Source organism: Paenibacillus sp. LRG-1 (genome assembly GCF_057220305.1).
Genome location: NZ_CM170126.1, coordinates 2,722,663 through 2,744,117 on the forward strand (window position 1 = coordinate 2,722,663; position 21,455 = coordinate 2,744,117).

General features: G+C 44.0%; 15 protein-coding genes and 2 pseudogenes. 10 read left to right on the top strand and 7 right to left on the bottom strand.

What is annotated here, in order from left to right; all coding sequences use genetic code 11:
* The first annotated feature begins 139 nt into the window (after positions 1-139).
* Positions 140-865, top strand: coding sequence for an RNA polymerase sigma factor (locus ACUUJN_RS12240; protein WP_068939465.1), 726 nt, complete (start codon positions 140-142; stop codon positions 863-865).
* A gap of 177 nt (positions 866-1,042) precedes the next feature.
* Positions 1,043-1,753 carry an alpha/beta hydrolase gene (locus ACUUJN_RS12245; RefSeq protein WP_023988525.1) on the top strand — a complete coding sequence of 237 codons (711 nt, stop codon included), beginning with the start codon at positions 1,043-1,045 and terminating at the stop codon, positions 1,751-1,753.
* Positions 1,754-1,859: 106 nt separating this feature from the next.
* On the opposite strand, the gene ACUUJN_RS12250 is transcribed toward ACUUJN_RS12245, so the two are convergent.
* On the bottom strand, positions 1,860-2,390 hold the full coding sequence (locus ACUUJN_RS12250; protein WP_068939463.1) for a DUF4303 domain-containing protein: 531 nt from the start codon (positions 2,388-2,390) through the stop codon (positions 1,860-1,862).
* Between the two features lie 248 nt (positions 2,391-2,638).
* Here ACUUJN_RS12250 and ACUUJN_RS12255 point away from each other — a divergent pair, with 248 nt between their 5' ends.
* The gene (locus tag ACUUJN_RS12255) at positions 2,639-3,133 is read left to right on the top strand and encodes a DUF2798 domain-containing protein (RefSeq protein ID WP_068939461.1); all 495 of its coding nucleotides are present in this window, start codon (positions 2,639-2,641) and stop codon (positions 3,131-3,133) included.
* 216 nt (positions 3,134-3,349) lie between these two features.
* Here ACUUJN_RS12255 and map read toward each other — a convergent pair whose 3' ends face one another.
* Both map and ACUUJN_RS12265 read right to left on the bottom strand, forming a co-directional pair.
* A complete protein-coding gene (gene map / locus ACUUJN_RS12260) occupies positions 3,350-4,096 on the bottom strand; it encodes a type I methionyl aminopeptidase (RefSeq protein WP_068939459.1) in 747 nt (248 codons plus the stop codon).
* A gap of 26 nt (positions 4,097-4,122) precedes the next feature.
* On the bottom strand, positions 4,123-4,845 hold the full coding sequence (locus ACUUJN_RS12265; protein ID WP_068939457.1) for a TetR/AcrR family transcriptional regulator: 723 nt from the start codon (positions 4,843-4,845) through the stop codon (positions 4,123-4,125).
* Positions 4,846-5,244: 399 nt separating this feature from the next.
* Here ACUUJN_RS12265 and ACUUJN_RS12270 point away from each other — a divergent pair.
* The 6 genes and pseudogenes from ACUUJN_RS12270 (at position 5,245) to ACUUJN_RS12295 (ending at position 14,349) form a co-directional block, all read left to right on the top strand.
* Positions 5,245-5,517, top strand: a pseudogene (locus ACUUJN_RS12270) (CD3324 family protein).
* 459 nt (positions 5,518-5,976) lie between these two features.
* A pseudogene (locus ACUUJN_RS12275) lies at positions 5,977-6,947 on the top strand (alpha/beta hydrolase fold domain-containing protein).
* Positions 6,947-7,078 (top strand): hypothetical protein, encoded by a 132-nt coding sequence (locus tag ACUUJN_RS12280; protein ID WP_256253353.1) that lies wholly within the window; start codon positions 6,947-6,949, stop codon positions 7,076-7,078. Before ACUUJN_RS12275 ends, ACUUJN_RS12280 begins: the two are co-directional and overlap by 1 nt.
* Positions 7,079-7,176: 98 nt before the next feature.
* Positions 7,177-9,243, top strand: a complete 2,067-nt coding sequence (locus ACUUJN_RS12285) for a thioredoxin domain-containing protein (RefSeq protein ID WP_071558773.1) — start codon at positions 7,177-7,179, stop codon at positions 9,241-9,243.
* Between the two features lie 400 nt (positions 9,244-9,643).
* Positions 9,644-11,644 carry a methyl-accepting chemotaxis protein gene (locus ACUUJN_RS12290; RefSeq protein ID WP_023988532.1) on the top strand — a complete coding sequence of 667 codons (2,001 nt, stop codon included), beginning with the start codon at positions 9,644-9,646 and terminating at the stop codon, positions 11,642-11,644.
* 143 nt (positions 11,645-11,787) lie between these two features.
* Positions 11,788-14,349 (top strand): hybrid sensor histidine kinase/response regulator, encoded by a 2,562-nt coding sequence (locus ACUUJN_RS12295; RefSeq protein ID WP_028541335.1) that lies wholly within the window; start codon positions 11,788-11,790, stop codon positions 14,347-14,349.
* Between the two features lie 5 nt (positions 14,350-14,354).
* Here ACUUJN_RS12295 and ACUUJN_RS12300 read toward each other — a convergent pair whose 3' ends face one another.
* Positions 14,355-15,041 (bottom strand): response regulator transcription factor, encoded by a 687-nt coding sequence (locus tag ACUUJN_RS12300; protein ID WP_023988534.1) that lies wholly within the window; start codon positions 15,039-15,041, stop codon positions 14,355-14,357.
* A gap of 590 nt (positions 15,042-15,631) precedes the next feature.
* On the opposite strand from ACUUJN_RS12300, the gene ectB reads away from it, so the two are divergent.
* Complete coding sequence (gene ectB / locus ACUUJN_RS12305; protein ID WP_023988535.1) at positions 15,632-16,894, top strand: diaminobutyrate--2-oxoglutarate transaminase; 1,263 nt, start codon at positions 15,632-15,634, stop codon at positions 16,892-16,894.
* A gap of 88 nt (positions 16,895-16,982) precedes the next feature.
* Here the strand turns inward: ectB and ACUUJN_RS12310 are convergent, their stop codons facing one another.
* The 3 genes from ACUUJN_RS12310 to ACUUJN_RS12320 all read right to left on the bottom strand — a co-directional run bounded on the left by ACUUJN_RS12310 (position 16,983) and on the right by ACUUJN_RS12320 (position 21,327).
* Positions 16,983-17,501 carry an NAD(P)H-dependent oxidoreductase gene (locus ACUUJN_RS12310; protein ID WP_484669674.1) on the bottom strand — a complete coding sequence of 173 codons (519 nt, stop codon included), beginning with the start codon at positions 17,499-17,501 and terminating at the stop codon, positions 16,983-16,985.
* 170 nt (positions 17,502-17,671) lie between these two features.
* Positions 17,672-18,796 carry a GGDEF domain-containing protein gene (locus ACUUJN_RS12315; protein WP_053325405.1) on the bottom strand — a complete coding sequence of 375 codons (1,125 nt, stop codon included), beginning with the start codon at positions 18,794-18,796 and terminating at the stop codon, positions 17,672-17,674.
* A gap of 95 nt (positions 18,797-18,891) precedes the next feature.
* A complete protein-coding gene (locus ACUUJN_RS12320) occupies positions 18,892-21,327 on the bottom strand; it encodes a glycoside hydrolase family 94 protein (RefSeq protein WP_484669675.1) in 2,436 nt (811 codons plus the stop codon).
* Positions 21,328-21,455: the final 128 nt, after the last annotated feature.

Genomic DNA, 21,455 nt, shown 5'->3' on the forward strand with positions numbered 1-21,455 from the left:
AAAAAGATACGGAGGCTTTAATGGGAAAACGATTTACGTAAATGGTGTAACTTTTACAACCACTTGTTCGTTTACATTGGAGGTAGCAAATGGTTTTGCTCTAGGAAAGGGCAGAATAAGACCGTGGAGGAGAGGACCTATGCGCATAGATGATTCTATACAAATGACAGATAATATAATAAACATCGAGAACTTGGAGGAATTACAGGCGGTCCTGAAACGTTACTGTCTGTCGCTTACGAAATCAAATTGGGATGCGGAAGAACTGGCTCAGGACACTTGGATCAAAGCATTAGGTAAGTTAAATAGCTTCGAGCATACAAATCCCGAAGCGCTTTTGCTACGGATTGCTAAGAACACCTGGATTGATGACATACGGAGAAAAGCAGTCTACACTCGGATATTGAATAGGGAACAAGCGAAAGTAACTGTACCCGATCATGGATCTTTTGAAATCGAGATAGCGCTGCATTCCTTAATGAATCATTTATCTCCGCTTCAGAGAACTGTTTTTTTGCTGCGAGATGTGTTTGGATATTCGATTCGTGAGACATCCGACATGCTTGAAACAACGGAGGGAGCGGTAAAAGTTGCACTCCACCGGGCACGAAAATCGCTTGGAGCAGTCAGGGAGGATCTTCTGAAAGGAGAGTTATCCTTACCGGAAAGTGAAAACTCGAAAACTTTTCTGAGAGCGTTGACGGCGGCATATCAGATGGGAGATATTGCAGCAATGGTTATGCTCTCCCATCAGGATGAAATGGAGCCGGACGTGGTGATCGGAATCGTCAATCATAAGCTGCACCGGAGTCTCGCTACAATAAAACAAACGGATTCCCATACCATGAGTATGATAGCGGCGTAGTTTGTTTTTCTTACCATCGTAGTATCATAGGATATAGCACTCAATTTTTCTGAATTGGGTGAAAGTAGGGTTCTGATCATGAATTCTAACAAAATAAATTTGGAGCAGTGGAATCGCAAAGAACATTTTGATCAGGAAGACAACGTACCATTGGCTGTTTTAAGCGAGGATAAAGTAATGATAAAGCAAGAATTGAAAATCGAGGGCATTCCGGCAATTTTGTGGGGTGTTGAATCAGATAAGATATTTATAGCTATCCACGGTAATATGTCAAACAAGGCAGATGATGTGATCGTTATATTTGCAGAAGAAGCAACGGCACAAGGGTATCAAGTCATTAGTTTTGATTTGCCTGAACATGGTGATCGCAAAGAAGAAGCGTACGTCTGTAAAGTTCAAAATTGTGTTCATGATCTTGACATAATCATGCGTTACACACAAAAGCAATGGGATGACATTAGTATTTTCGCTTGTAGCATGGGTGCGTATTTTAGTTTGCTTGCTTATAATCATCTCCCACTAAAACAATGTCTGTTTCTTTCTCCAGTGCTAGATATGGAGAGAATAATCAAAAATATGATGACATGGTTCAGTGTAAGTGAGGATAGATTAAAAGTTGAAAGAGAAGTATCTACACCCATTGGGCAAACACTTTATTGGGATTATTACTGTTATGTAAAATCACATCCGGTTGATACATGGAATAAGCCAACTGCCATTCTTTATGGTACTGAAGATGACTTGTGTGAATATGATGTCATATCTACGTTTGCAAGCCGATTTCATTGCCATCTAAAAGTGATGGAACATGGAAAACATTATTTTCACACCAAAGAGCAACTGCAGTTTTATAGGCAGTGGTTGAAAGAACAATTATTCGCAAAATAAGCAAATGGGAAGCAAGGAGTTAATCTCACTGCTTCCCATTATACTTGGTGGTGAAAAGAAGACAGTGGAGGAGAAGACAGTTCGTGAGTTGCTTCAAACTGCACTTCTATTGATAACGATGCAAGAAGTCATCAACTAATTTGGCGTTTGTCATCTGAATTACGGACTGATTTTCCAGTTCCTCGGCCATATCATCATCCGTCATGGACACGAAAAAAATAATATCTTCTTTGGATTGGCCGAATTGATTAAAAAGTACATCGTCTGTTTCCTTAACTACCTTGGCCATAATTTTTATCACTTCATCTTTATAGTCAAACACATTTTCGGTTGCATACAGAAATTTGCTAATATGATTGAGATGTGTTGTATCGCCATATTGATATTCGCTTAATCCCCATCTATAATAATTTTCATCTTCCTTGCTGTTGCACAGGCCTTGGGCTTTCATGTTTGTGATATGTCTAACAAGTGATTCCTCCGTATTAACAGCAAGAAACAAGGTGATAAAATCGCTGTCTGTGCCAAAAGCACAAGCGTAAACCCGCTCATTCTTCACTTCTTCCAGTATGCTTTTAAGATCATCCAAAAATCCTGCCCTAAATCTTTCCTCAAATTCACTTAGAAAATTGCTCATCTGATTCATATACTCCTTAATGTCTCTTTTGATAAACTTAGATTATCAGATTTCTCTAATTAAAGTTAGCTGGAGTTTGTTCAATTAACTGGAAAAAATGTTTTAGAAACCCTTTTATTTGTTTAAAAAAAGTTGTTATAATTGTTAGATCAGTGTGTAGAGATATTGGTACTAGTTTTAATGACCAAAAATATATGTCGCATGATACGTCTACCATCTGAAATATTTTTATTTCGGAGGGAAACAATATGTATAAGGAAGAAAGACTGCCTCAAAACGCAAAAGAAGGTATATTATTTTTATTGATTATTTCAATTATTTCAGTAAACACGATCGCCCCAATTATTATGGGATTGGAGCGCGGCTTTAGTAAAGAAAATTATTTAGAAACGCTAAAGATTATTCCGTTTATGTGGATTATCGTTGTTTTGTTAGTAAGATTGGTTGCGGGACCGTTAGTGGGTAAAGTGATACCCAAATTCGCAGGACAAACAGATGGATTTAATGCTAGAGTTTTATTGAATACTTTATTGAATGTTACGGTCTTATCTGTTCTTCTAACCATTATAGGAACTTGGGTTGGTACGAAACAAATAAGCCTAGAACCTTTTCAGAACTTCTTTCATAGTTGGTTTAGAAATTTTGGTGTAGCATTTTGGATTGAGCTATTGATTGCTCAGCCAATAGCAAGATTTGCAATGAAAAAAATACACGCAAGACAGGCTAGCCAAGAGAGAGTGTAAATCCGTAACACGATACCAAAGTCATAATAAAAAACCGCATAACAATGTGGTTTTTCGTAAATCGGTAAAGTTACAAACCATATAAAAAAAGCGCTGGTCCCAGGCTGGAACCAGCGCTTTTTCGCGTTTCAGATTACGAACTTTCGTCAAGCCAGGCAGGCCGGGTTGGCGACTTATTTCCTAAAATGACGCATTGCCGTCCGTTCGCCTCTATTCTTACTGGGCCGTTAAAATCAGTGGTCCGTCCGACGTAACTGCGATCGTATGCTCATATTGCGCTGACAACTTGCCGTCGGCCGTTCTCGCCGTCCACTGATCGTCGTCGATCGTGATACGGAACGTACCTTGGTTGATCATCGGTTCAATCGTAAACACCATGCCTTCCTTTAACCGAATGCCTTTGCCGGCTACGCCGATATGCTCGTAGCTTGGCTCCTCGTGCAGGCTCCGCCCGATCCCATGCGCCAGCAGATCGCGTACGACCGAAAACCCGTTTGATTCCGCATGCTGTTGAATCGCCGACGTTATGTCGCCGAGCCGGCCCCCCGGGAGTGCCCGGGCGATCCCCAGATCCAAGCATTCCTTTGTCACCTTCATTAATTTTTGCGCTTCCGGCCGGATATTGCCCACCGCATAGCACCAGCACGAATCGCCAAACCATCCGCCGTATTCCACGACGATGTCGAGCTTCAGCAAGTCGCCGTCCATAAGCGCCTGGTTCGAAGGAATGCCGTGGGCCACCACATCGTTGACCGAAATGCAGGTTTCGGCGGGGAAACCGTTGTACCCTTTCGTAAACTGCTTGCCGCCCAGCTTGGTGATGTGTCTGGCAACAAAGTCATTGATTTCCCGGGTGGTGATCCCAGGCCCGATCAGTTTGGCCACCTCGCGGTAGCAGTCCGCAACGATTTGGCTCGCCGGCTTCATCTCTTCGATTTCCCTAGGTGATTTTAGAATGATCATTTTTGTCTATTCGCTCCTTATCAATTCTATAATTTTAAAAACCGGACGATATCTTTGGCCTCCTCGTGCAGCTTTCCGCGGCGAAGCGAAAGCGAGGCGCAGCCGACCAAGGCGGCCAGCAGCATTTCCGCGCGCTGTAGCGGATACGGCGGCTCCGCCGCGTTTCCGCCGGAAGCGGCAGTCCCGTCCACCGCATGACCGGTTTCCAGCAGCGCGGCAAGCGGCGCGAGCACCTCCCGGCGAAAGGCGGCCGAGAGCGGGGCCGAGCGCGCTTCAGGCAGCGAGGCAAAGCCCTCACCGGCCAGCTTATGCAGCAGGTACAGGGCGTGGTCCTCCGCCCAAAGCTGTAGCAGCCGAATGCCGGCGGCGGCGGCGGGGCCAAGCTCTGCGGCAGCGGCCGTTTCGCGGCTTCCGCTTTGGGAATCCGCGGCAGCCGAGTTCCCGGTGTCCGCCGCAGCAGCCAAGCCGAAATGCCCGCCCGCCGGCGCCTCCCCCGAAGCCGAAGCGCGCGGGGCCTCCAGCCATCCCCCGGCCCGCTCCAACGCGTCCCATAGCAGATCGTGGAGCAAATTGCCCTTATTACTGTAATAATGGTATACCGTGCCATAGCCGAGTCCCGCTTGGACGGCCACATCGCGGATTTCCAGTAAAGGCCCTTTATTCAAAAACACATCGGCAGCGGCTTTCCGGATTTGCGCCAGACGCCGCAGCCGGATCTCTTCGTTTTGTTCCTTCGTGCGTGGAGACATCTCGTCCGTCACCTCTTTTATTTTTGACCTGCTCTTATGTCAATATAAAACATCGGCTTGCAAATAACAAGAGTCGGGCAAACAAAAGTCCCGGCAACACCTCATAAACGAATGAAGATCAGTTATATATCAGCTCAATTTTAATGGTTGGATTGTACTGATATCATTTAGCTGGTCCCAGGTGAGCAGAAGTTATGCTATACTTGCGAAGTAAAAGGGGGTGCCTACTGATGGAGAATCTATTGGGATTGTCTGTGACTTCTTACACTCATGCAAAGCCAATTATTAGGAAAGCGTTACTTTGTATGGGGCGAAACAATTTTTAACGCTGAACAAGCTTTTTTAATATTTTTGGCTTTGCACCTTATTTTAAAGAATCAAAATAAGGGGCGAGCAAAATTGAGATATACGAATGCTACAAAAATTTTACCTAAAAAACTAATTATGGAAATTCAAAAATATGTTCAAGGAGAGACTCTGTATATTCCCAAGCCAAAAACGGAATAAATGAATTGGGGCAGTTTGAGTGGCGGGAGAAGGTTGCTTGAACAGCGAAATGCCGCAATCAGAAATGCTTTTCAAAATAGCAGCAGTATCGAGCAATTAGCTAAGGAGTTTTTCCTCTCTACCGAAACCATTAAGAAAATTGTTTATTCACATAAAAATACCTAGTTTGTAAAGTGGCGTGGTACTCTACCCGCATAAATGAATTTAATTTTGGCCTCATAACGTGGTGAGCTTAGGGCGTGATCGGATGATCGCTGTGAACGACCAATCCGGTCACGTCTTTTTTATTTGGCAAAAGGTTTGATGTGTGTTCTCGCATTATCTCCCACATCCAGATTCCGAAATACGTTTTTGGCATTTCATTTTCTCTCTTGAACTTTTTACATACCGTTCTTGATCCCAAAATTCCGCTCACCCTCCCTCAATGATCCAACAGACCCATTCTATTTCAAAGGCTGTACTTCATTTTTTTATTATTGTTTTTATGCCAAAAATGATTCTAAATCGTTGTTTTCATTTATAAAGCTTATTTTAATCTTTAAAATATGAATATAAACGACAGCAACAATTGAAATATGTATTGATTCATTGTCTTTAAAACAAGAAAGCGGGGAAACGATTACTATGGGGGAGCAAAGAAGTAGAAGTAGACATCTGATTGATCCAGAAATTATCAGTGCAGTTGATTTAATACCAATAACCGACCTTACCGAATCTACACTAATGGAAGCACGTAAAAATCAATCTCAAATGATGCAACAAATAGATGTAACGCAGATGTTCCCTATTACATTAGAAAAAAAGGTTGTGCCAAGCTATTTAGGGGTCCAGATATTCAAATAGAAATCATTAAGCCCTCACAATCAAAGCATCATAAGATGCCTCTATATTATTCGATACACGGAGGCGGGATGGTCTTAGGAAGTCCAGTCGTGGATCGTCCTGCTAATGCATCTCTTGCTTCACAACATGGTTTTTGTTGTGTATCTGTGTACTATCGCCTAGCACCAGAGCATGTACAGCCAAGTCAGTTACAGGATTGTTATTCGGGCCTAAAATGGTGTATTGAACATGCGGAAGAGTTAGGGATAGATACTCAGAAAGTTGCCGTAGGGGGCAGCAGCGCTGGCGGCGGATTGGCGGCTGGCCTAGCCTTGTACATTCGTGATCAGAAGGAATTCGAAATCCATCATCTAAGATTAATGAGGCCAATGCTAGATGATCGCACAAGCACCGCACCAGAGCATCCATACGCAGGAGAGTTTATTTGGACAAAACAAAGCAACTATTTTGGCTGGAAATCTGTATTGGGGGATGAACCGGGTCAGGAGGAGGTAAGTGAGTATTATGTGCCGGCCCGTGCTAAGTCATTGGCCGGATTACCACCGACTTATATAAATATAGGTACCCTTGATTTATTCATTGATGAGGTCTTAGTTTTTGCAAAACAACTGGCCATTGATGGTGTCTTAGTGGAATTACATGTCTATCCCGGGTACCATCATATGTCTCCCGCGTTTCCGGATGCGCATTTTTCAAAAGAAGGGGCTAGAACAAGTGAATATGCCTTACTGAAAGCTCTGGAGATGTTCTAATGAGTATAATGTTAAACTCCTCTAATAAGCTCCGACCTCAGCGTGTCAATGTCGCCAAGGTGATTGCGTTAAAACTCAAGTTGATCGTGCTGGATGAGCCGGTGAGGGAGAGGGATACTGATATATTCTAATCTGATATTATCTTTTTTCATCCCTTCCGACTTTTACCATTCATTTAGGGTAAAATAGTACCAAGCATAAAATCCAACTACGGAAGTGGTGATGTCCCATGACAACGAGCAGCAAACCGAATAGACTAGCCAAGGAAAAATCACCTTATTTGCTACAGCATGCTCACAATCCAGTAAATTGGTTCCCTTGGTCAGATGAGGCTTTTGAAACTGCTAAGCGTAATAACAAGCCTATTTTCCTATCTGTCGGCTATTCCACTTGCCATTGGTGCCATGTAATGGGGAGAGAATCTTTCGAGGATGAAGAAGTAGCTGAGGTATTAAACAGGGATTACGTATCCATTAAGGTGGATCGTGAAGAACGTCCAGATGTGGATCATATCTATATGTCCATCTGCCAGACGATGACGGGGCATGGAGGCTGGCCACTGACGATATTGATGACGCCGGATCAGAAGCCTTTTTTTGCGGGGACGTATTTGCCCAAGGAGCAGAAATTTGGCCGTGTCGGACTGTTGGAGCTGCTGGACAAGGTGGGTACCCGGTGGAAAGAACAGCCCGAAGAGCTGGTGGAGCTGAGTGAGCAGGTGCTTACCGAGCATGAGCGGCAGGACTTGCTTGCAGGTTATCGCGGTGAACTGGATGAACAGAGCTTGAATAAAGCTTTCCATGAATACAGCCACACCTTCGATAAGGAATATGGCGGCTTCGGGGAAGCTCCTAAGTTTCCTTCTCCGCATAACCTGTCTTTTTTGCTGCGATATGCACAGCATACGGGGAATCAAGAGGCACTGGAAATGGCAGAGAAGACGCTGGATGCGATGTCCCGGGGCGGAATCTACGACCATATAGGCATGGGGTTCTCACGATACTCCGTGGACGAGAAATGGTTGGTGCCGCATTTTGAAAAAATGCTGTATGACAATGCTCTGTTGGCCATCGCGTATACAGAGGCTTGGCAGGTGACAGGCAAGGAACTGTACCGACGGATTACAGAACAAATCTTTACATATATCACAAGAGACATGACGGATGCAGGTGGTGCCTTTTATTCGGCGGAAGATGCAGATTCCGAAGGAGAAGAGGGGAGATTCTACGTCTGGGACGATTCCGAGGTAAGGGCTGTATTGGGCGATAAGGATGCCGCCTTTTTCAACGATTTGTATGGAATTACACCTTACGGAAATTTTGAAGGCCACAACATTCCAAACCTGATTGATATCAATCTGGAAGCCTATGGGATCAAGCATGACTTGACTGAGCAGGAACTGGAGCAGCGGGTTAGTGAGCTACGCGCCAAGCTGTTTGCTGCCAGAGAGCAACGTGTTCATCCTCACAAGGATGACAAGATTTTGACCTCGTGGAACGGGTTGATGATTGCTGCTCTGGCGAAGGCGGGACAAGCTTTTGGAGACACGAGATATACAGAGCAAGCTCGGAAGGCTGAGACGTTTTTGTGGAACCATTTGAGACAGGAGAACGGACGGCTGTTGGCACGTTATCGGGACGGAGAAGCAGCTTATCCCGGTTATGTAGATGATTATGCTTTTTATGTGTGGGGCTTGATCGAGTTATACCAGGCGACCTTCGATATAGAGTATCTGCAACGGGCGTTGACGCTCAATCAAAATATGATCGATTTGTTCTGGGATGAGGAACGGGACGGATTATTCTTTTATGGGTCAGATAGTGAGCAGCTAATTGCCAAGCCTAAAGAAATCTATGACGGTGCGATTCCGTCGGGTAACAGCATCGCGGCCTATAATTTTGTGAGGCTTGCGCGGCTAACGGGTGAATCTCAATTAGAGAACTATGCAGCCAAGCAGTTTAAGGCTTTTGGCGGTATGGTTGCTCATTACCCGTCAGGCCACTCCGCGTTGCTCAGCGCGTTGTTGTATGCGACGGGAACGACGAAGGAGATTGTGATTGTAGGTCATAGGGACGATCTGCAGACCGTACAGTTCATTCAGGCAGTTCGAGCTGGGTTCAGGCCGAATACGGTCGTTATTTTGAAGGATGAAGGACAGTCGGAGATTGCAGAGACGGTTTCTTATATCCGTGATTACAATCTTGTGGAAGGCAAACCAGCCGTATATGTGTGTGAGCATTTTACCTGTCAGGCACCTGTTACCAGGCTTGAAGATCTGAAGGTGTTGTTGGATTGAACTGAATAAAGCGATCAAACTTAATCCCCTTGGGGGTAGTAAGCATATGGTGATTATCGAAAATGACCCTATGTTTGCTACATTCAAGGGGATTATTTTCATGTTAAGAGGTAGGTATAGTGAAATGAAACTAATATTTTCTTAACATGTGCTACGCATTTTTTTTAATATTTTTTAGGTATATTATATCAAAGAACCGGTTCCGACCAGCCTTGCTGTTTTCGAAAATAAGTACATATACCTATTTAACTAGCGTGTTTATATCTTTTATGTCCAAGCGTTTTAGCAGCAGATGTGAAAAATGTGAAAGAGAGTCTGTCGGGTGATTGTCATCATCGGCAAGACGAAGAGGTTCACCATAGGTTAGGAAATCTAGGTAATGAAATGGAGATGTTTATTAATGAAGAAGTTATCGGGAAAAAAGTGGCTAGTCGCAAGGATGCTCAGCAAAAATTTTAAAACGAAGCTAATGGTCGCCTTTATTGCCTTTCTGATTTTACCGTCCATGATCGTGGGGGCTTTGTCGTTTGTGAGCGCCAGTCAGCAGATTCGAAACCAGATTGAAGAAAGTGCCGAGCAGGCTATCATCCGCACTAATTTTATTATTGATAGTACTATCGAACCCAAGGTACATGACGCAGAATATTTTGCAGAAAGACTAAAAGGCAATCGGGTAGAGACGGAGGAACAAGCGGCCAAACTGGAAGAATTTTTCAAACAATATGCTGCACTTCATCCTGAAGCAGAATCCATCTCTTATGGTACGAAGGATGGTAAATTTATAACCTATCCACAGAAGCAATTACCGGACAATTATGATCCACGGGTCAGACCTTGGTACGATGAAGCGATAAAAGAGCAAGCAAAGACAGCGATTAGTTCTCCCTATCTTTCGGCAAGCTCGAAGCAAATGACGGTTACGGTGTCCCGGGCAACGTCAGATGGATCGGGTGTTATTGGCATTGACCTGAAAATTAGTGGTATTAAAGAGACGTTGAACAATATTAAAGTAGGTCATGAAGGTTATGCCATATTGCTGGACAGCAACCATACCTACATTGTACATCCGACGAAGGAAGCAGGCACCAAAATTACAGATATTGAATCACGCATGTTTCAGAGCGATACTGGTGAATACGAGTATGAGTATGAAGGCCAGCCCAAATATATGAACTATGCGACTAACAAGCTGACTGGCTGGAAGATAGGCGGAACGCTGTATTTGTCTGAAGTCGATGAAGCAGCAGGACCGATTTTGATCAGCACTTTACTAACCATCGTCGGTTGTCTTGTGATTGGTATTATCATTGTTTATTTCCTGATTCGTTCCATCATCAAACCGATTTTAAAGTTAAAAGAACAAGCGGTAAATGTGAGCGCCGGAGATCTAACACAGGACATTCAAGTAAAGAGCGAGGACGAGATCGGAGAATTAGGAGTGGCTTTTCAAAATATGCAGAATAACCTGCGATCTGTCATTCAGAACGTAGGGAACAGTGCAGATCATGTCGCAATTTCTTCGAATGAACTCACAATAAGCGCGGAACAAACCAGTGCTGCAAGTGAGCAGGTGTCCCAGGCTGTGCAAGAAATTGCCAGTGGTGCAGAGAAGCAGACTACAGGGCTGGAAAATAATTCGGTGGCCCTGGATGAAATTGCACAAGGGATCACCCAAATTGCTGAACGATCGATTTTGGTAGCTGATTTGGCCAAACGATCTGCCTTGCAAGCCGAGGAAGGACGAAAGTCTGTTGAGCAGACAGGCGAGCAAATGAATTCCATTCATCAATCAGTAGAGCGTTCCAACCAGATGATTCAAACCTTGCAAGCCCGCTCTCATGAAATCGGTGAAATTACGAAGGTTATCGGTGATATCTCCAATCAGACAAACCTGCTGGCATTGAATGCAGCTATTGAGGCAGCCAGAGCGGGTGATCATGGAAAAGGCTTTGCCGTCGTTGCTGATGAGGTGCGTAAGCTGGCAGAGCAGTCTCAGACATCCGCCACACAGATTGCCACCTTGATTGCCGAAATTCAGCATGAAACCGAAACAACAGTGAAGACGATGGACAGGGTCACGACTGAGGTGCAGGATGGACTGCAGATTTCCAAAGCAACCATTGTCAAGCTAGGTCATGCGATGGAAGGCATTCGAGAGACAACGCCTCAGGTAGAGGAGGTCGCTGCGATTGCAGAGCAAATATCAGCCAGTGTACAAGAAATTGCAGCGACAGCCAACGAGCTGGCGACGATTGCAACCGGTAATGCCGCCACATCTGAGGAAGTTGCTGCCTCCTCACAAGAGCAACTGGCTTCCATGGAGGAAATATCAGCTTCTGCACAGTTGCTTTCAACCATGGCTGCTGATTTGAAGGTAATGATCAGTCGTTTCAAATATTAAAATGAACTTGAACCCTATGGAATGTATAGTACAATGAATGCTCGGGACAGTTCTTTAAGCCTTATGGCATAAGGAATCTGTCCTGAGTTTTTTTATATTTTCGATATCTCACAAAACATGGAAGATTATAAGGGGGCGAACACTTGGTTCGAGATTTAGTGCTATATGCTATCTTGATATTATTGTTAGTTTTGATTTTTCAGCGGCAGCTTGTTCGTCAGGCGATTACAGGTGTTTTTTATGGAGTGGCAGGAATTCTGTTCTTATATTTTGGCATAAGTGATAAAACACTGCTGACCTGCGTGCTGGAGCTGGGGATGGGTCTAATGTTCATGACGCTGTTTGTGCACGCTTTAACCACCGCTAAGTATTCATATGGACAACGTTTGTTAGACAAAGATCGTGATCTGCTGAATTTACTTCGGGTTCAACCTGGCTTTACCTTTAGGCTGGAGAAAAGTGGTGATGAATTTTATTATAGGCTGCTTGAAGGTGAATTGCTGGAGCGAGTGGGTCTGAATCTACAAGTCAACTACAATAAAAGGGAGCATGTGAAGCGTCTCGGGGACATTTTGGAGCTTTCCTCTGAAACGATGGAGCAGCTAAGTCAATACTACAAACAGGCCTGGTTCGGTGATCGGACCGTATTTGAATTGGAGTTTTGGGAATATTCGGCTCTCATTACCTTACATCCGGTTAGGGAGGACGGGAATACCAGGCATGTTATCGGTCACGTGTTGGATATTACAGAGTATAAAGCCTCTGAGCAGAAGCGAAAGGAGATGGACGAGGCTAACCGTGCGAAAAGCACTTTTTTGGCTCATATGAGTCACGAAATTCGCACCCCGCTGAATGGAATCATCGGTCTGTCAAAGCTGTTAAATAAGACTGAACTGACTGCCGTTCAAAGAGATTACCTCCACAAGCTTCTCGCTTCCTCTCGTACCCTTTCATCCATGCTCAGTAACGTATTGGACTTTTCCAAAATGGAAGCCGGCAGTCTGGAACTGGAAAAGGTAGAATTCGAGCCGGAAAAAATGCTTCGGCATCTCGCAGATACCGTTGGAACTTTACTTGAGGATAAGGAAATAGAGGTCGTATTTATAACGGACCCGGCGTTACCGAAAAGCTTTAAGGGAGACCCTCTTCGAATGGAGCAGGTGCTTTCAAATCTTCTGACCAATGCCATCAAGTTTACGGATCAGGGACATGTATTGTTACAGGTAAAAATGCTAAGTCAGCAGGAAGGGCGAGTAGGCGTTTCTTTTATGGTAGAAGATACGGGCATAGGAATTTCCGAGACGTGTATAGACAAGCTATTCGTCCCTTTTATCCAGGCGAGTACATCAACCAGCCGCAGATATGGGGGCTCTGGGCTGGGTTTGGCCATTAGCAAGCATTTGGCTGAAGCTATGGGCGGGAAAGTAGAGGTGAAAAGTCGATTAGGAGAGTACAGTCAATTTTACTTTAATGTCGAGCTGGAAACTGGGGAATTGAATGCAGGAAGCACACGAATAGAAAAACAAATCAAAGGCAAAGCCTTAATTGTTGCGCAGCATGAACTGGTGAGATACAGCTTGAACGAACTACTGCAAGACTTGGGATTAAAAACATTCACTAATTCATCCTTCCAAGAAAGTGTGGACGCTTTTCAAAAGGGTGAGCATTTTGATTATGTTATCATCGATATGGGGATGGAAGGTTTGAGAGAACTGGACTCCCGGAGGCAGTGGCTTCAAATGCTGGATAGGCAGATAACTCAGATTATTGGACTTACAACCGTGTTTCAGATGGAAACAATAGCTGCAGGGGACATGAATCATAGTGTGGATGCCTTTTTGTCCAAGCCCGTTACCCGAAACGCTCTGCTGGAGGTTCTCTGCTGGAAGAAGGAACAGTCAGTGCCAGCAGATGGTAATACTCTGGAGACTCATGCGACGATGAGTTCCCACAATGAGATAGGGGATACAACACAGAAGTATCAAATTCTCATAGCAGAGGATAACGAAATTAACCAGGTGGTGATTACCGAGTTTTTAGCAGAGCGTAACTTTGAGGTAACGATGGTCACGAACGGAAGAGAACTAATAGCGTTACTGGAACTGCGTTACTGGGATATGGTGCTGCTTGATTTGCATATGCCAGAGATGGATGGTTTTGAGACGGCGAGGCATATTCGGAGAAACAAAGCTTTTAACAGGCTTCCCATTATCGCTTTTACCGCTGATGCTGTGCAGCATGAACAGGAAGTTTGTCTTCGTGCTGGTATTAATGCCGTGTTGTTCAAGCCTGTCCATGAACTGACCGCTGCTAGAGTATTAACTAGCTGGATTAATTTAGCGTGGCTGCAAGATTTACATGGTATTCACGCTGAGCAGTCGATAGCAGGCATGGATGGCAAGGTGTATATTTTTCAATTTGCCCTTTATAAATGGATACAGGAATACCAGTATCTCGATAAAAGAGTTGTGAGAAAAATGGACAATGGGCAGTTATCTTCTGCTCTTCGATTAATCCACTCACTTAAGGGAGGAACGGGGAACCTGTGCGCGCCTGAGTTGCTGGCAAAGGTAATAGAGCTGGAAAAGGCATTGAAGCGCAGCAATGAAACCTCAACAGGAGCACTGTATCCAGACTGGAAAAAGCATCTGAGCACGGTTCAGAAGGATATTAACCAAATCAAGTCATCACTTCCCTGGAGCTGACCGTGTTATTGCATAAATTTGTAGCCGATTCCCCAGATGGTCTTGATTAATTGCGGTTTCTTAGGGTCTTTTTCGATTTTTCTGCGTAAATGGTTAATATGTACGTCCACAGCCCTTTCATTAATAAAGGAGTCTGTGCCACGGAGAGCCTGAATCAAAGCATACCTGCTGAATACAATTCCCCGGTTCAAATAAAAAAGCTTCATGAGCTCAAATTCTGAATATGTTGTCTCCACATTCTGTCCGTTAACGGTAATCATTCTTCTCGCTAGATCCAAAGTAATGCCGGTTTCAGGTTCAGGTGCTCTGCCTCTTCCTTGCAAGCGCGTGATTTCAATACGACGGAAAAGAGCCTCCATCCGTGCTTTTAGCTCTTGCATACTAAAAGGCTTGCAAATATAATCATCTGCTCCCAACGTAAGTGTACGAATACGCTCTGATATGTTGTTTTCTGTAGAAATCACGATGATGGGCACGTCCGTATGCTTGCGTATGAGTGGGCAGGGATTTACCCCATCCAAATCTGGAAGCAGCAGATCCAGCAAAATAATATCGGGCTGTACGATCTCAAGCCGGGCAATACCCTCAGACGCTTGTTCCACTCGAGTAACGTTGTAGTCTTCTCCTGTTAAATACAAGGAAAGGGTCTCTCCCAACATATTGTCATCTTCAATAATTAAAACATTAGACATGATCATATTTCCTTATCTTTCTATCAAATTCGAGCCAAATAGTTAGGATAACTGCAATGTTTACAACAAGTTTTTGGCAGGTCCTGTTGATAGAGTAAACTCCTTTGGACAGTCTGTCAAAAGATCAGGTTTGTTGTGACAATCCTGTGGACAATTAGTCCAGATGTATATCTATTTGATATGGAAATGTACTATTTTTGAGATTTATTACTATAATACGACATTTTTCGTTTTCTTTTAACAATATACTACAAGCCATTGATGATAAATTACAAAAATTTAACAAAACACATCAGAAACATGCATTGACTTAAATGAAAATTATGGTATTTTATTACATAGGAGTTGACATCCTCTGATAGGCCTCTTAGAAAAACCCACTATTTAATCTTCTACTAACATACTCTCATGTGCTATCTCTGTATTTAATTTTCGTACTTTAATTGTTCTTGTGATCATACTTATGATTCTTTGGTGTGGATATCCCAGTGTGAATTCAGACTGTCTACTCATTTAGATTACATATTTACATTTTTTTGCTTTCCATGCTTGTATTTTTTAAAATCAGGTCAGCGGGAGGACGAGAGATCATGAACACATTCGAAGCGCTGGAGTCCAATGTAAGATCCTATTGCAGAAGTTTTCCAGTTGTTTTCAACAAAGCTAAAAACGATGTACTGTACACGGAGGCAGGCAAGGGTTATATTGACTTTTTTGCTGGGGCAGGGGCTTTGAACTATGGGCATAATAATGATTTTATGAAAAACCGGATATTGGATTATTTAAGTTCCGATCGGATTATGCATGGTCTGGATATGTACACGACAGCTAAGCAAGAGTTTATTGAGTCTTTTTCAGAGCGTATTCTCCAGCCCAAGGGCTTGAATTATAAGCTGCAATTTTGCGGACCGACCGGAACCAATGCGGTGGAAGCAGCACTGAAACTTGCACGCAAGGTGAAAAACAGAAATGGTATTTTCGCTTTTATGGGCGCGTTCCACGGAATGTCGCTGGGTAGTTTATCTATTACCAGCAACAACTCCATGCGAGAGAGCGCAGGGGTCCCCCTGAACAATGTTACCTTCATACCTTATAACAGCACATTTAACGGAATGGATACCATTTTGTATATGGAGCAGCTTTTAACAGACACTCACTCGGGTGTGGAAAAGCCTGCCGCGATCATTTTGGAAACGGTACAGGCTGAAGGCGGTATTCATATTGCAGATACCGAATGGCTGCGTGATTTGCGACAGCTGTGCGATGACCATGATATTTTGCTCATTGTTGACGATATTCAAGTCGGTTGCGGTCGAGTTGGTTCGTTCTTCTCATTCGAGCGGGCGGGAATTGTTCCTGATATGGTTGTTTTGTCCAAATCGATCAGTGGATACGGTTTGCCAATGTCTCTGTTGCTACTCAAGCCAGAATTGGATATATGGAGTCCAGGTGAGCATAACGGCACCTTCCGTGGAAATCAGCTTGCTTTTGTCGGGGCAAAGGCTGCGCTGGAGTTCAGAGATACGGTAGAGCTGGAAGCACAAGTGAAGGAAAAAGAGGCTTTTGTTCAGCAGTTCTTGCGTGAACATATCCAATCGATAGATCCTCTAATTGAAATTCGCGGCATGGGACTAATCTGGGGAATTGATGTATCCCATCTGGGAGAAGCGTTCGCCAAGGAGGTAGCGACTCTCTGCTTTAGTAGGGGACTCATTATTGAACGTGCTGGGCGTAACGATACGGTAATTAAAATCATGCCAGCGTTAACGATAAGCTTGGAAAACTTGCGTAAGGGCTGCGACATTATTAAAGAAAGTATGGCCCAGGTAACCAGCACGTTGGTTACGATGTAAATCGAACAGTAAAGCCCCTTGGCTGGAGCTGCCGTCTGCTGTAAAGCAGGTATGGCAGGCGCCGTCCAAGGGGCTTTCTAGTAAAAAATTAAGAAATAACCGTTTGCGCGTATTTTTGTGCGGATTGCTCTAGTTGCTCATCGGTCAAAACTGCAGCACCATATTGTACGAAATAAGGGAGCAATTTGACACCAATCATATGGCCTGTAGCTTCCAGAGGTCTCAACAGCTCTTCGATCGTATACCTGTTCCGTCCGTCATGTTGGTAATTTTCCTCAACGCTGGCAGCAGACAAGGCGATCAACAACTCTTTGCCCTGTAGCTTGCCACCTTCGCTTCCATAAGCCCAGCCGTAGGTTAGAACCTTATCCAGCCATTTTTTCAGTAGGGAAGGAGTGCTGTACCAGTAAAAAGGGAATTGCAGAACGATACGGTCATGCTGCTCTAGCAGTTCCTGCTCCTGGGCGACATTGATTTGCTCACCAGGATATACTTCATACAGGTTGTGAACGGTCACGCCGGATTGTTTCTTGAGTTCTTGCACCCATCTTTTGTTAATGCGAGATTCCGCAAGATCAGGGTGAACGACAATAACGAGGGTTGACATTTAAAAAACCATCTCCTTCGAACTTATTTATTGTTAGTAAATAACCAATACATATGTAACTATTTTAGTTTCAACTTATGGAATTGTCAACTCTATTACATTTTAAGTTCTATATTCAAAAGACTCCGGCAAGCTCATGCCGGAGTCTCATCAAATGAAGTGTTTTTACATTAAGCGATATGATTAAGAGCAACAATTTTGTTTTTCCCGGAGCGCTTAGCTTGATACAGATAGTCATCTGCTTGCTGAAAAAATACATCTTTATCTTTGTTCATTTCCTCTGTATAGCTTTTCAGTCCAATGCTTACGGTTACAGAAACGAGTTGCAATTTCTCCTGAAAGGTCATTTTCTCCACTTCACGACGGATGTTTTCGACGATCTGATAAGCTTCTTCGAAAGTATGCTCGAACATCAAAATAGCAAATTCCTCACCGCCATAGCGAGCCGCAATGTCATTTGCGGTAATCTGTTCTGTAATGATTTGCGAGATGCCTTCCAAAATTTTATCTCCGAACTGGTGTCCGTAAGTATCATTGATCTTCTTGAAATTATCAATATCCACTAACGCCAGATGGATGATCGCGCCTTGTTCGGCATATTCGAGTGCTTTTTCATAAAAGTTTTGAAAGGACAAATGATTGTACAGCTTTGTCAAACCATCAGTCATTGACATTTTGCTGATAATCGCGTTACTGATCATTAATTCCTGTTGCGCGCGCTTTGTTTTATACAAATCCACTAACAAATCGCGGCCGCTGGCCTGAATAATGAGAGCAATAAAGGTGGACATAATCAAAAAGGTTGGAATCGCCACGATATCAAAGTCTGACAAATAGGTACGAAATGATGCATCCACTGCCAGCAACAGAAAAAAGACGACTACTTGTAATACAAAGGAAAGCCATATTAAGCGGCGATTGAAGAACAGGATAGAAGAGAAAATAGGCAACAAGCACAACGCTGTAATAATCCGGATATCATAGTTTAGGCGAATAATCATCCAGCAAATGACGGTACTTGCCATAAACAGGATCACAAAAGAATACCTGTTAAATTTAAAATGAGCCAACTCTGCCAGTAAGTTGGAACCACTCATGATTAGCGTGGGAACAATAAGGGTTCCGACGTAAAATTCATAAGGCGAAGCGGAGTAATCAAGAAATAAGTAACTGCCCAGCTGGACGATAAAATGTACAGCTATAATCATCCAATACAGTAATAACATTTTGCGTACCCAGCGGGCTTGCTTTGTTTTGTAATCCATGGTTTGAGTAAGCCGTTTTGTCTTGTTCATGATGTCACCACACTTAATGTATCTTTAGCCATTCTCGTATTATAAGATACTATGTGATGAAGTTGAAGCTAATTTTTTTAAAGGCCATGAACTTGTTAGCCTAGCAACACTTTTACTTGGTGGATAGCCCCGTCCCCTGCAACCGGCAGAATATTATTCGTAAGGACGGTGCCATCTAAGGTAACAGTAACTACACCCTTGGAGACATGCTGTGGATTCGTGATATGAATCACGTAGGTATCACCGCGGAAGACGCGGGTGACTGTGAATTCGTCCCAGGCTGTAGGAATGCACGGATCAATACGCAGACCATCCCATTCGGGCTGAATACCGAGAATGGATTGAGTAATAGCTATAAAGTTCCATGCCGCTGTACCCGTCAGCCAGGAATTTTTGGCTTCGCCTGCACGAACAGCATCTTTGCCCGCAATCATTTGAGCGTACACATACGGCTCAGTGCGGTGAATGTCGCTAATGTCCTCTAGATAGGCGGGGGCAATTTTGCTATATAGCTCGAAAGCGCGATCCCCACGTCCTATTACGGCTTCCGCCATCATAATCCAAGGGTTATTGTGACAGAAAATACCGGCATTTTCCTTATACCCGGGAGGGTAAGATGAGATTTCGCCCAGATTGATGTAATAGCGAGAATACGGTGGATTTTGCAGCACAATGCCGTAGGGAGTTTCTAACTGATCACGTGTAGAATCGAGAGCTTTTTGAGCTAGACCTTCTTCAACGCCAATTCCTGCCATGACACAGAAGCCTTGAGGTTCAATGAAAATTTGGCCTTCCTCACAATCCTTGCTCCCTATTTTGTCTCCATAATGGTCATAAGCACGTAAGAACCATTCCCCGTCAAAACCATGCTCCAATGTGGCTGTTCGCATACGATCCACATATGCCTGAGCGGTTGCTGCTTCTTCATCCAGTCCTCTGCGCTTGCAAAGCTCAATAAAATCCGGTCCCGTATATACAAATAGTCCGGCGATGAACACGGATTCGGCTATTCGACCCTCCAGATTCTGAGTTGTCTGATAGGACTCATCTGGTGTAGCAGAAAAACAGTTGAGATTCAGACAGTCGTTCCAGTCAGCCCGGCCAATGAGTGGAAGACCATGCGGGCCCAGATTACCCACAACGTGGTAAAAAGAACGCTTCAAATGTTCAAACAGCGTAGCCGTACGCTCTACATTTCCGTCAAAGGGCACTTGTTCATCCAGTATGCCAAAGTCTCCCGTTTCTTTGATGTACGCTGCGGTACCGACAATAAGCCACAACGGATCGTCGTTAAAGCCACCGCCAACCTCGTGATTTCCTTTTTTGGTTAACGGTTGGTACTGATGATAAGCTCCGCCGTTTTCAAATTGAGTAGAGGCGATGTCGATAATCCGTTCTCTTGCCCGCTCCGGTATTTGGTGGACGAAGCCGAGCAAGTCCTGATTCGAATCCCGGAAGCCCATTCCACGCCCGATACCAGATTCAAAATACGAGGCGGAACGCGACATATTGAACGTAACCATACACTGATAAGGGTTCCATATGTTTACCATTCGGTTCAGCTTGTCGTCGTGGCTTTGAAGGGTATACTTGGACAGCAGATTATTCCAATAGGTCCGCAGCTCACTCAACGCTCGTTCTACATCAGCTTCATCCGCAAACTGCTTAATCATGGCATGTGCTTGTTTTTTATTAATAACACCGGGCGACTCCCATTTTTCTTCCTCGGGATTTTCCACATAACCGAGTATAAAGTTACAGCTTGTTTCTTCGCCTGGCTCCAGCGTTACCTCAATGCAATGTGATCCGACAGGGGACCATCCGCTGGCAATAGAGTTCGAGGCTTGCCCAGCGGCGACCGTTTGAGGCTGATCTAATCCGTTGTAGAGCCCCAGAAAAGCTTCACGGTCTGTATCATAACCCGCTAGCGGACGATTAGCAGAGAAAAAAGCATAGTGATTGCGACGTTCACGGTATTCCGTTTTGTGATAAATGACAGAATCTTGTATTTCTACCTCACCCGTGTTCAAGTTGCGCTGGTAGTTGGTCATATCGTCATAGGCGTTCCACAGACAAAATTCCACGAATGAAAAGAGTTTGATCTTTTTGGTTTGTAACGATGTGTTCTGAAGCTTAACCTGATGGACCTCGCCGTCAAAGGAAAGGGGCACAAAAGCCAGCTGGGTGGCCCGAATACCGCTGCGTTCTCCCATAATTGAGGTATAGCCAAGTCCATGGCGGCATTCATACTGCTCCAGCTCCCGTTTGACTGGCATCCAACCTGGAGTCCAATAATCCCCATCATCATAAATATAAAAATATCGACCACTGTTATCGACAGGAATATTGTTGTACCGGTAACGTGTTAAGCGACGTAAGCGAGCATCCCGGTAAAATGCATAGCCGCCACTTGTATTGGAGATTAGTCCAAAAAATCGTTCATTACCTAAATAATTAATCCAGGGATAAGGGGTTTGAGGGGTGTGGATGACATATTCTTGATTGACATCATCGAAAAAACCGTACTTCATGGCGCAGAACTCCTTTCGATTTGAAAAAATAAAAGACCCAACACATGATTATATTCAAACATAAAGCCGTTCTTTCTTTAGAAAGACATTTCCTGCCTTATATAAAATGTGCTTGATTTTCTCAACCT

What these genes read in the sequence shown, in the direction of transcription:
- ACUUJN_RS12240 (WP_068939465.1), top strand. Translation starts at nt 140, where the DNA reads ATGCGCATAGATGATTCTATACAAATGACAGATAATATAATAAACATC.
- ACUUJN_RS12245 (WP_023988525.1), top strand. Translation starts at nt 1,043, where the DNA reads ATGATAAAGCAAGAATTGAAAATCGAGGGCATTCCGGCAATTTTGTGG.
- ACUUJN_RS12250 (WP_068939463.1), bottom strand. Translation starts at nt 2,390, where the DNA reads ATGAGCAATTTTCTAAGTGAATTTGAGGAAAGATTTAGGGCAGGATTT.
- ACUUJN_RS12255 (WP_068939461.1), top strand. Translation starts at nt 2,639, where the DNA reads ATGTATAAGGAAGAAAGACTGCCTCAAAACGCAAAAGAAGGTATATTA.
- map (WP_068939459.1), bottom strand. Translation starts at nt 4,096, where the DNA reads ATGATCATTCTAAAATCACCTAGGGAAATCGAAGAGATGAAGCCGGCG.
- ACUUJN_RS12265 (WP_068939457.1), bottom strand. Translation starts at nt 4,845, where the DNA reads ATGTCTCCACGCACGAAGGAACAAAACGAAGAGATCCGGCTGCGGCGT.
- ACUUJN_RS12280 (WP_256253353.1), top strand. Translation starts at nt 6,947, where the DNA reads ATGAGTATAATGTTAAACTCCTCTAATAAGCTCCGACCTCAGCGTGTC.
- ACUUJN_RS12285 (WP_071558773.1), top strand. Translation starts at nt 7,177, where the DNA reads ATGACAACGAGCAGCAAACCGAATAGACTAGCCAAGGAAAAATCACCT.
- ACUUJN_RS12290 (WP_023988532.1), top strand. Translation starts at nt 9,644, where the DNA reads ATGAAGAAGTTATCGGGAAAAAAGTGGCTAGTCGCAAGGATGCTCAGC.
- ACUUJN_RS12300 (WP_023988534.1), bottom strand. Translation starts at nt 15,041, where the DNA reads ATGTCTAATGTTTTAATTATTGAAGATGACAATATGTTGGGAGAGACC.
- ectB (WP_023988535.1), top strand. Translation starts at nt 15,632, where the DNA reads ATGAACACATTCGAAGCGCTGGAGTCCAATGTAAGATCCTATTGCAGA.
- ACUUJN_RS12310 (WP_484669674.1), bottom strand. Translation starts at nt 17,501, where the DNA reads ATGTCAACCCTCGTTATTGTCGTTCACCCTGATCTTGCGGAATCTCGC.
- ACUUJN_RS12315 (WP_053325405.1), bottom strand. Translation starts at nt 18,796, where the DNA reads ATGAACAAGACAAAACGGCTTACTCAAACCATGGATTACAAAACAAAG.
- ACUUJN_RS12320 (WP_484669675.1), bottom strand. Translation starts at nt 21,327, where the DNA reads ATGAAGTACGGTTTTTTCGATGATGTCAATCAAGAATATGTCATCCAC.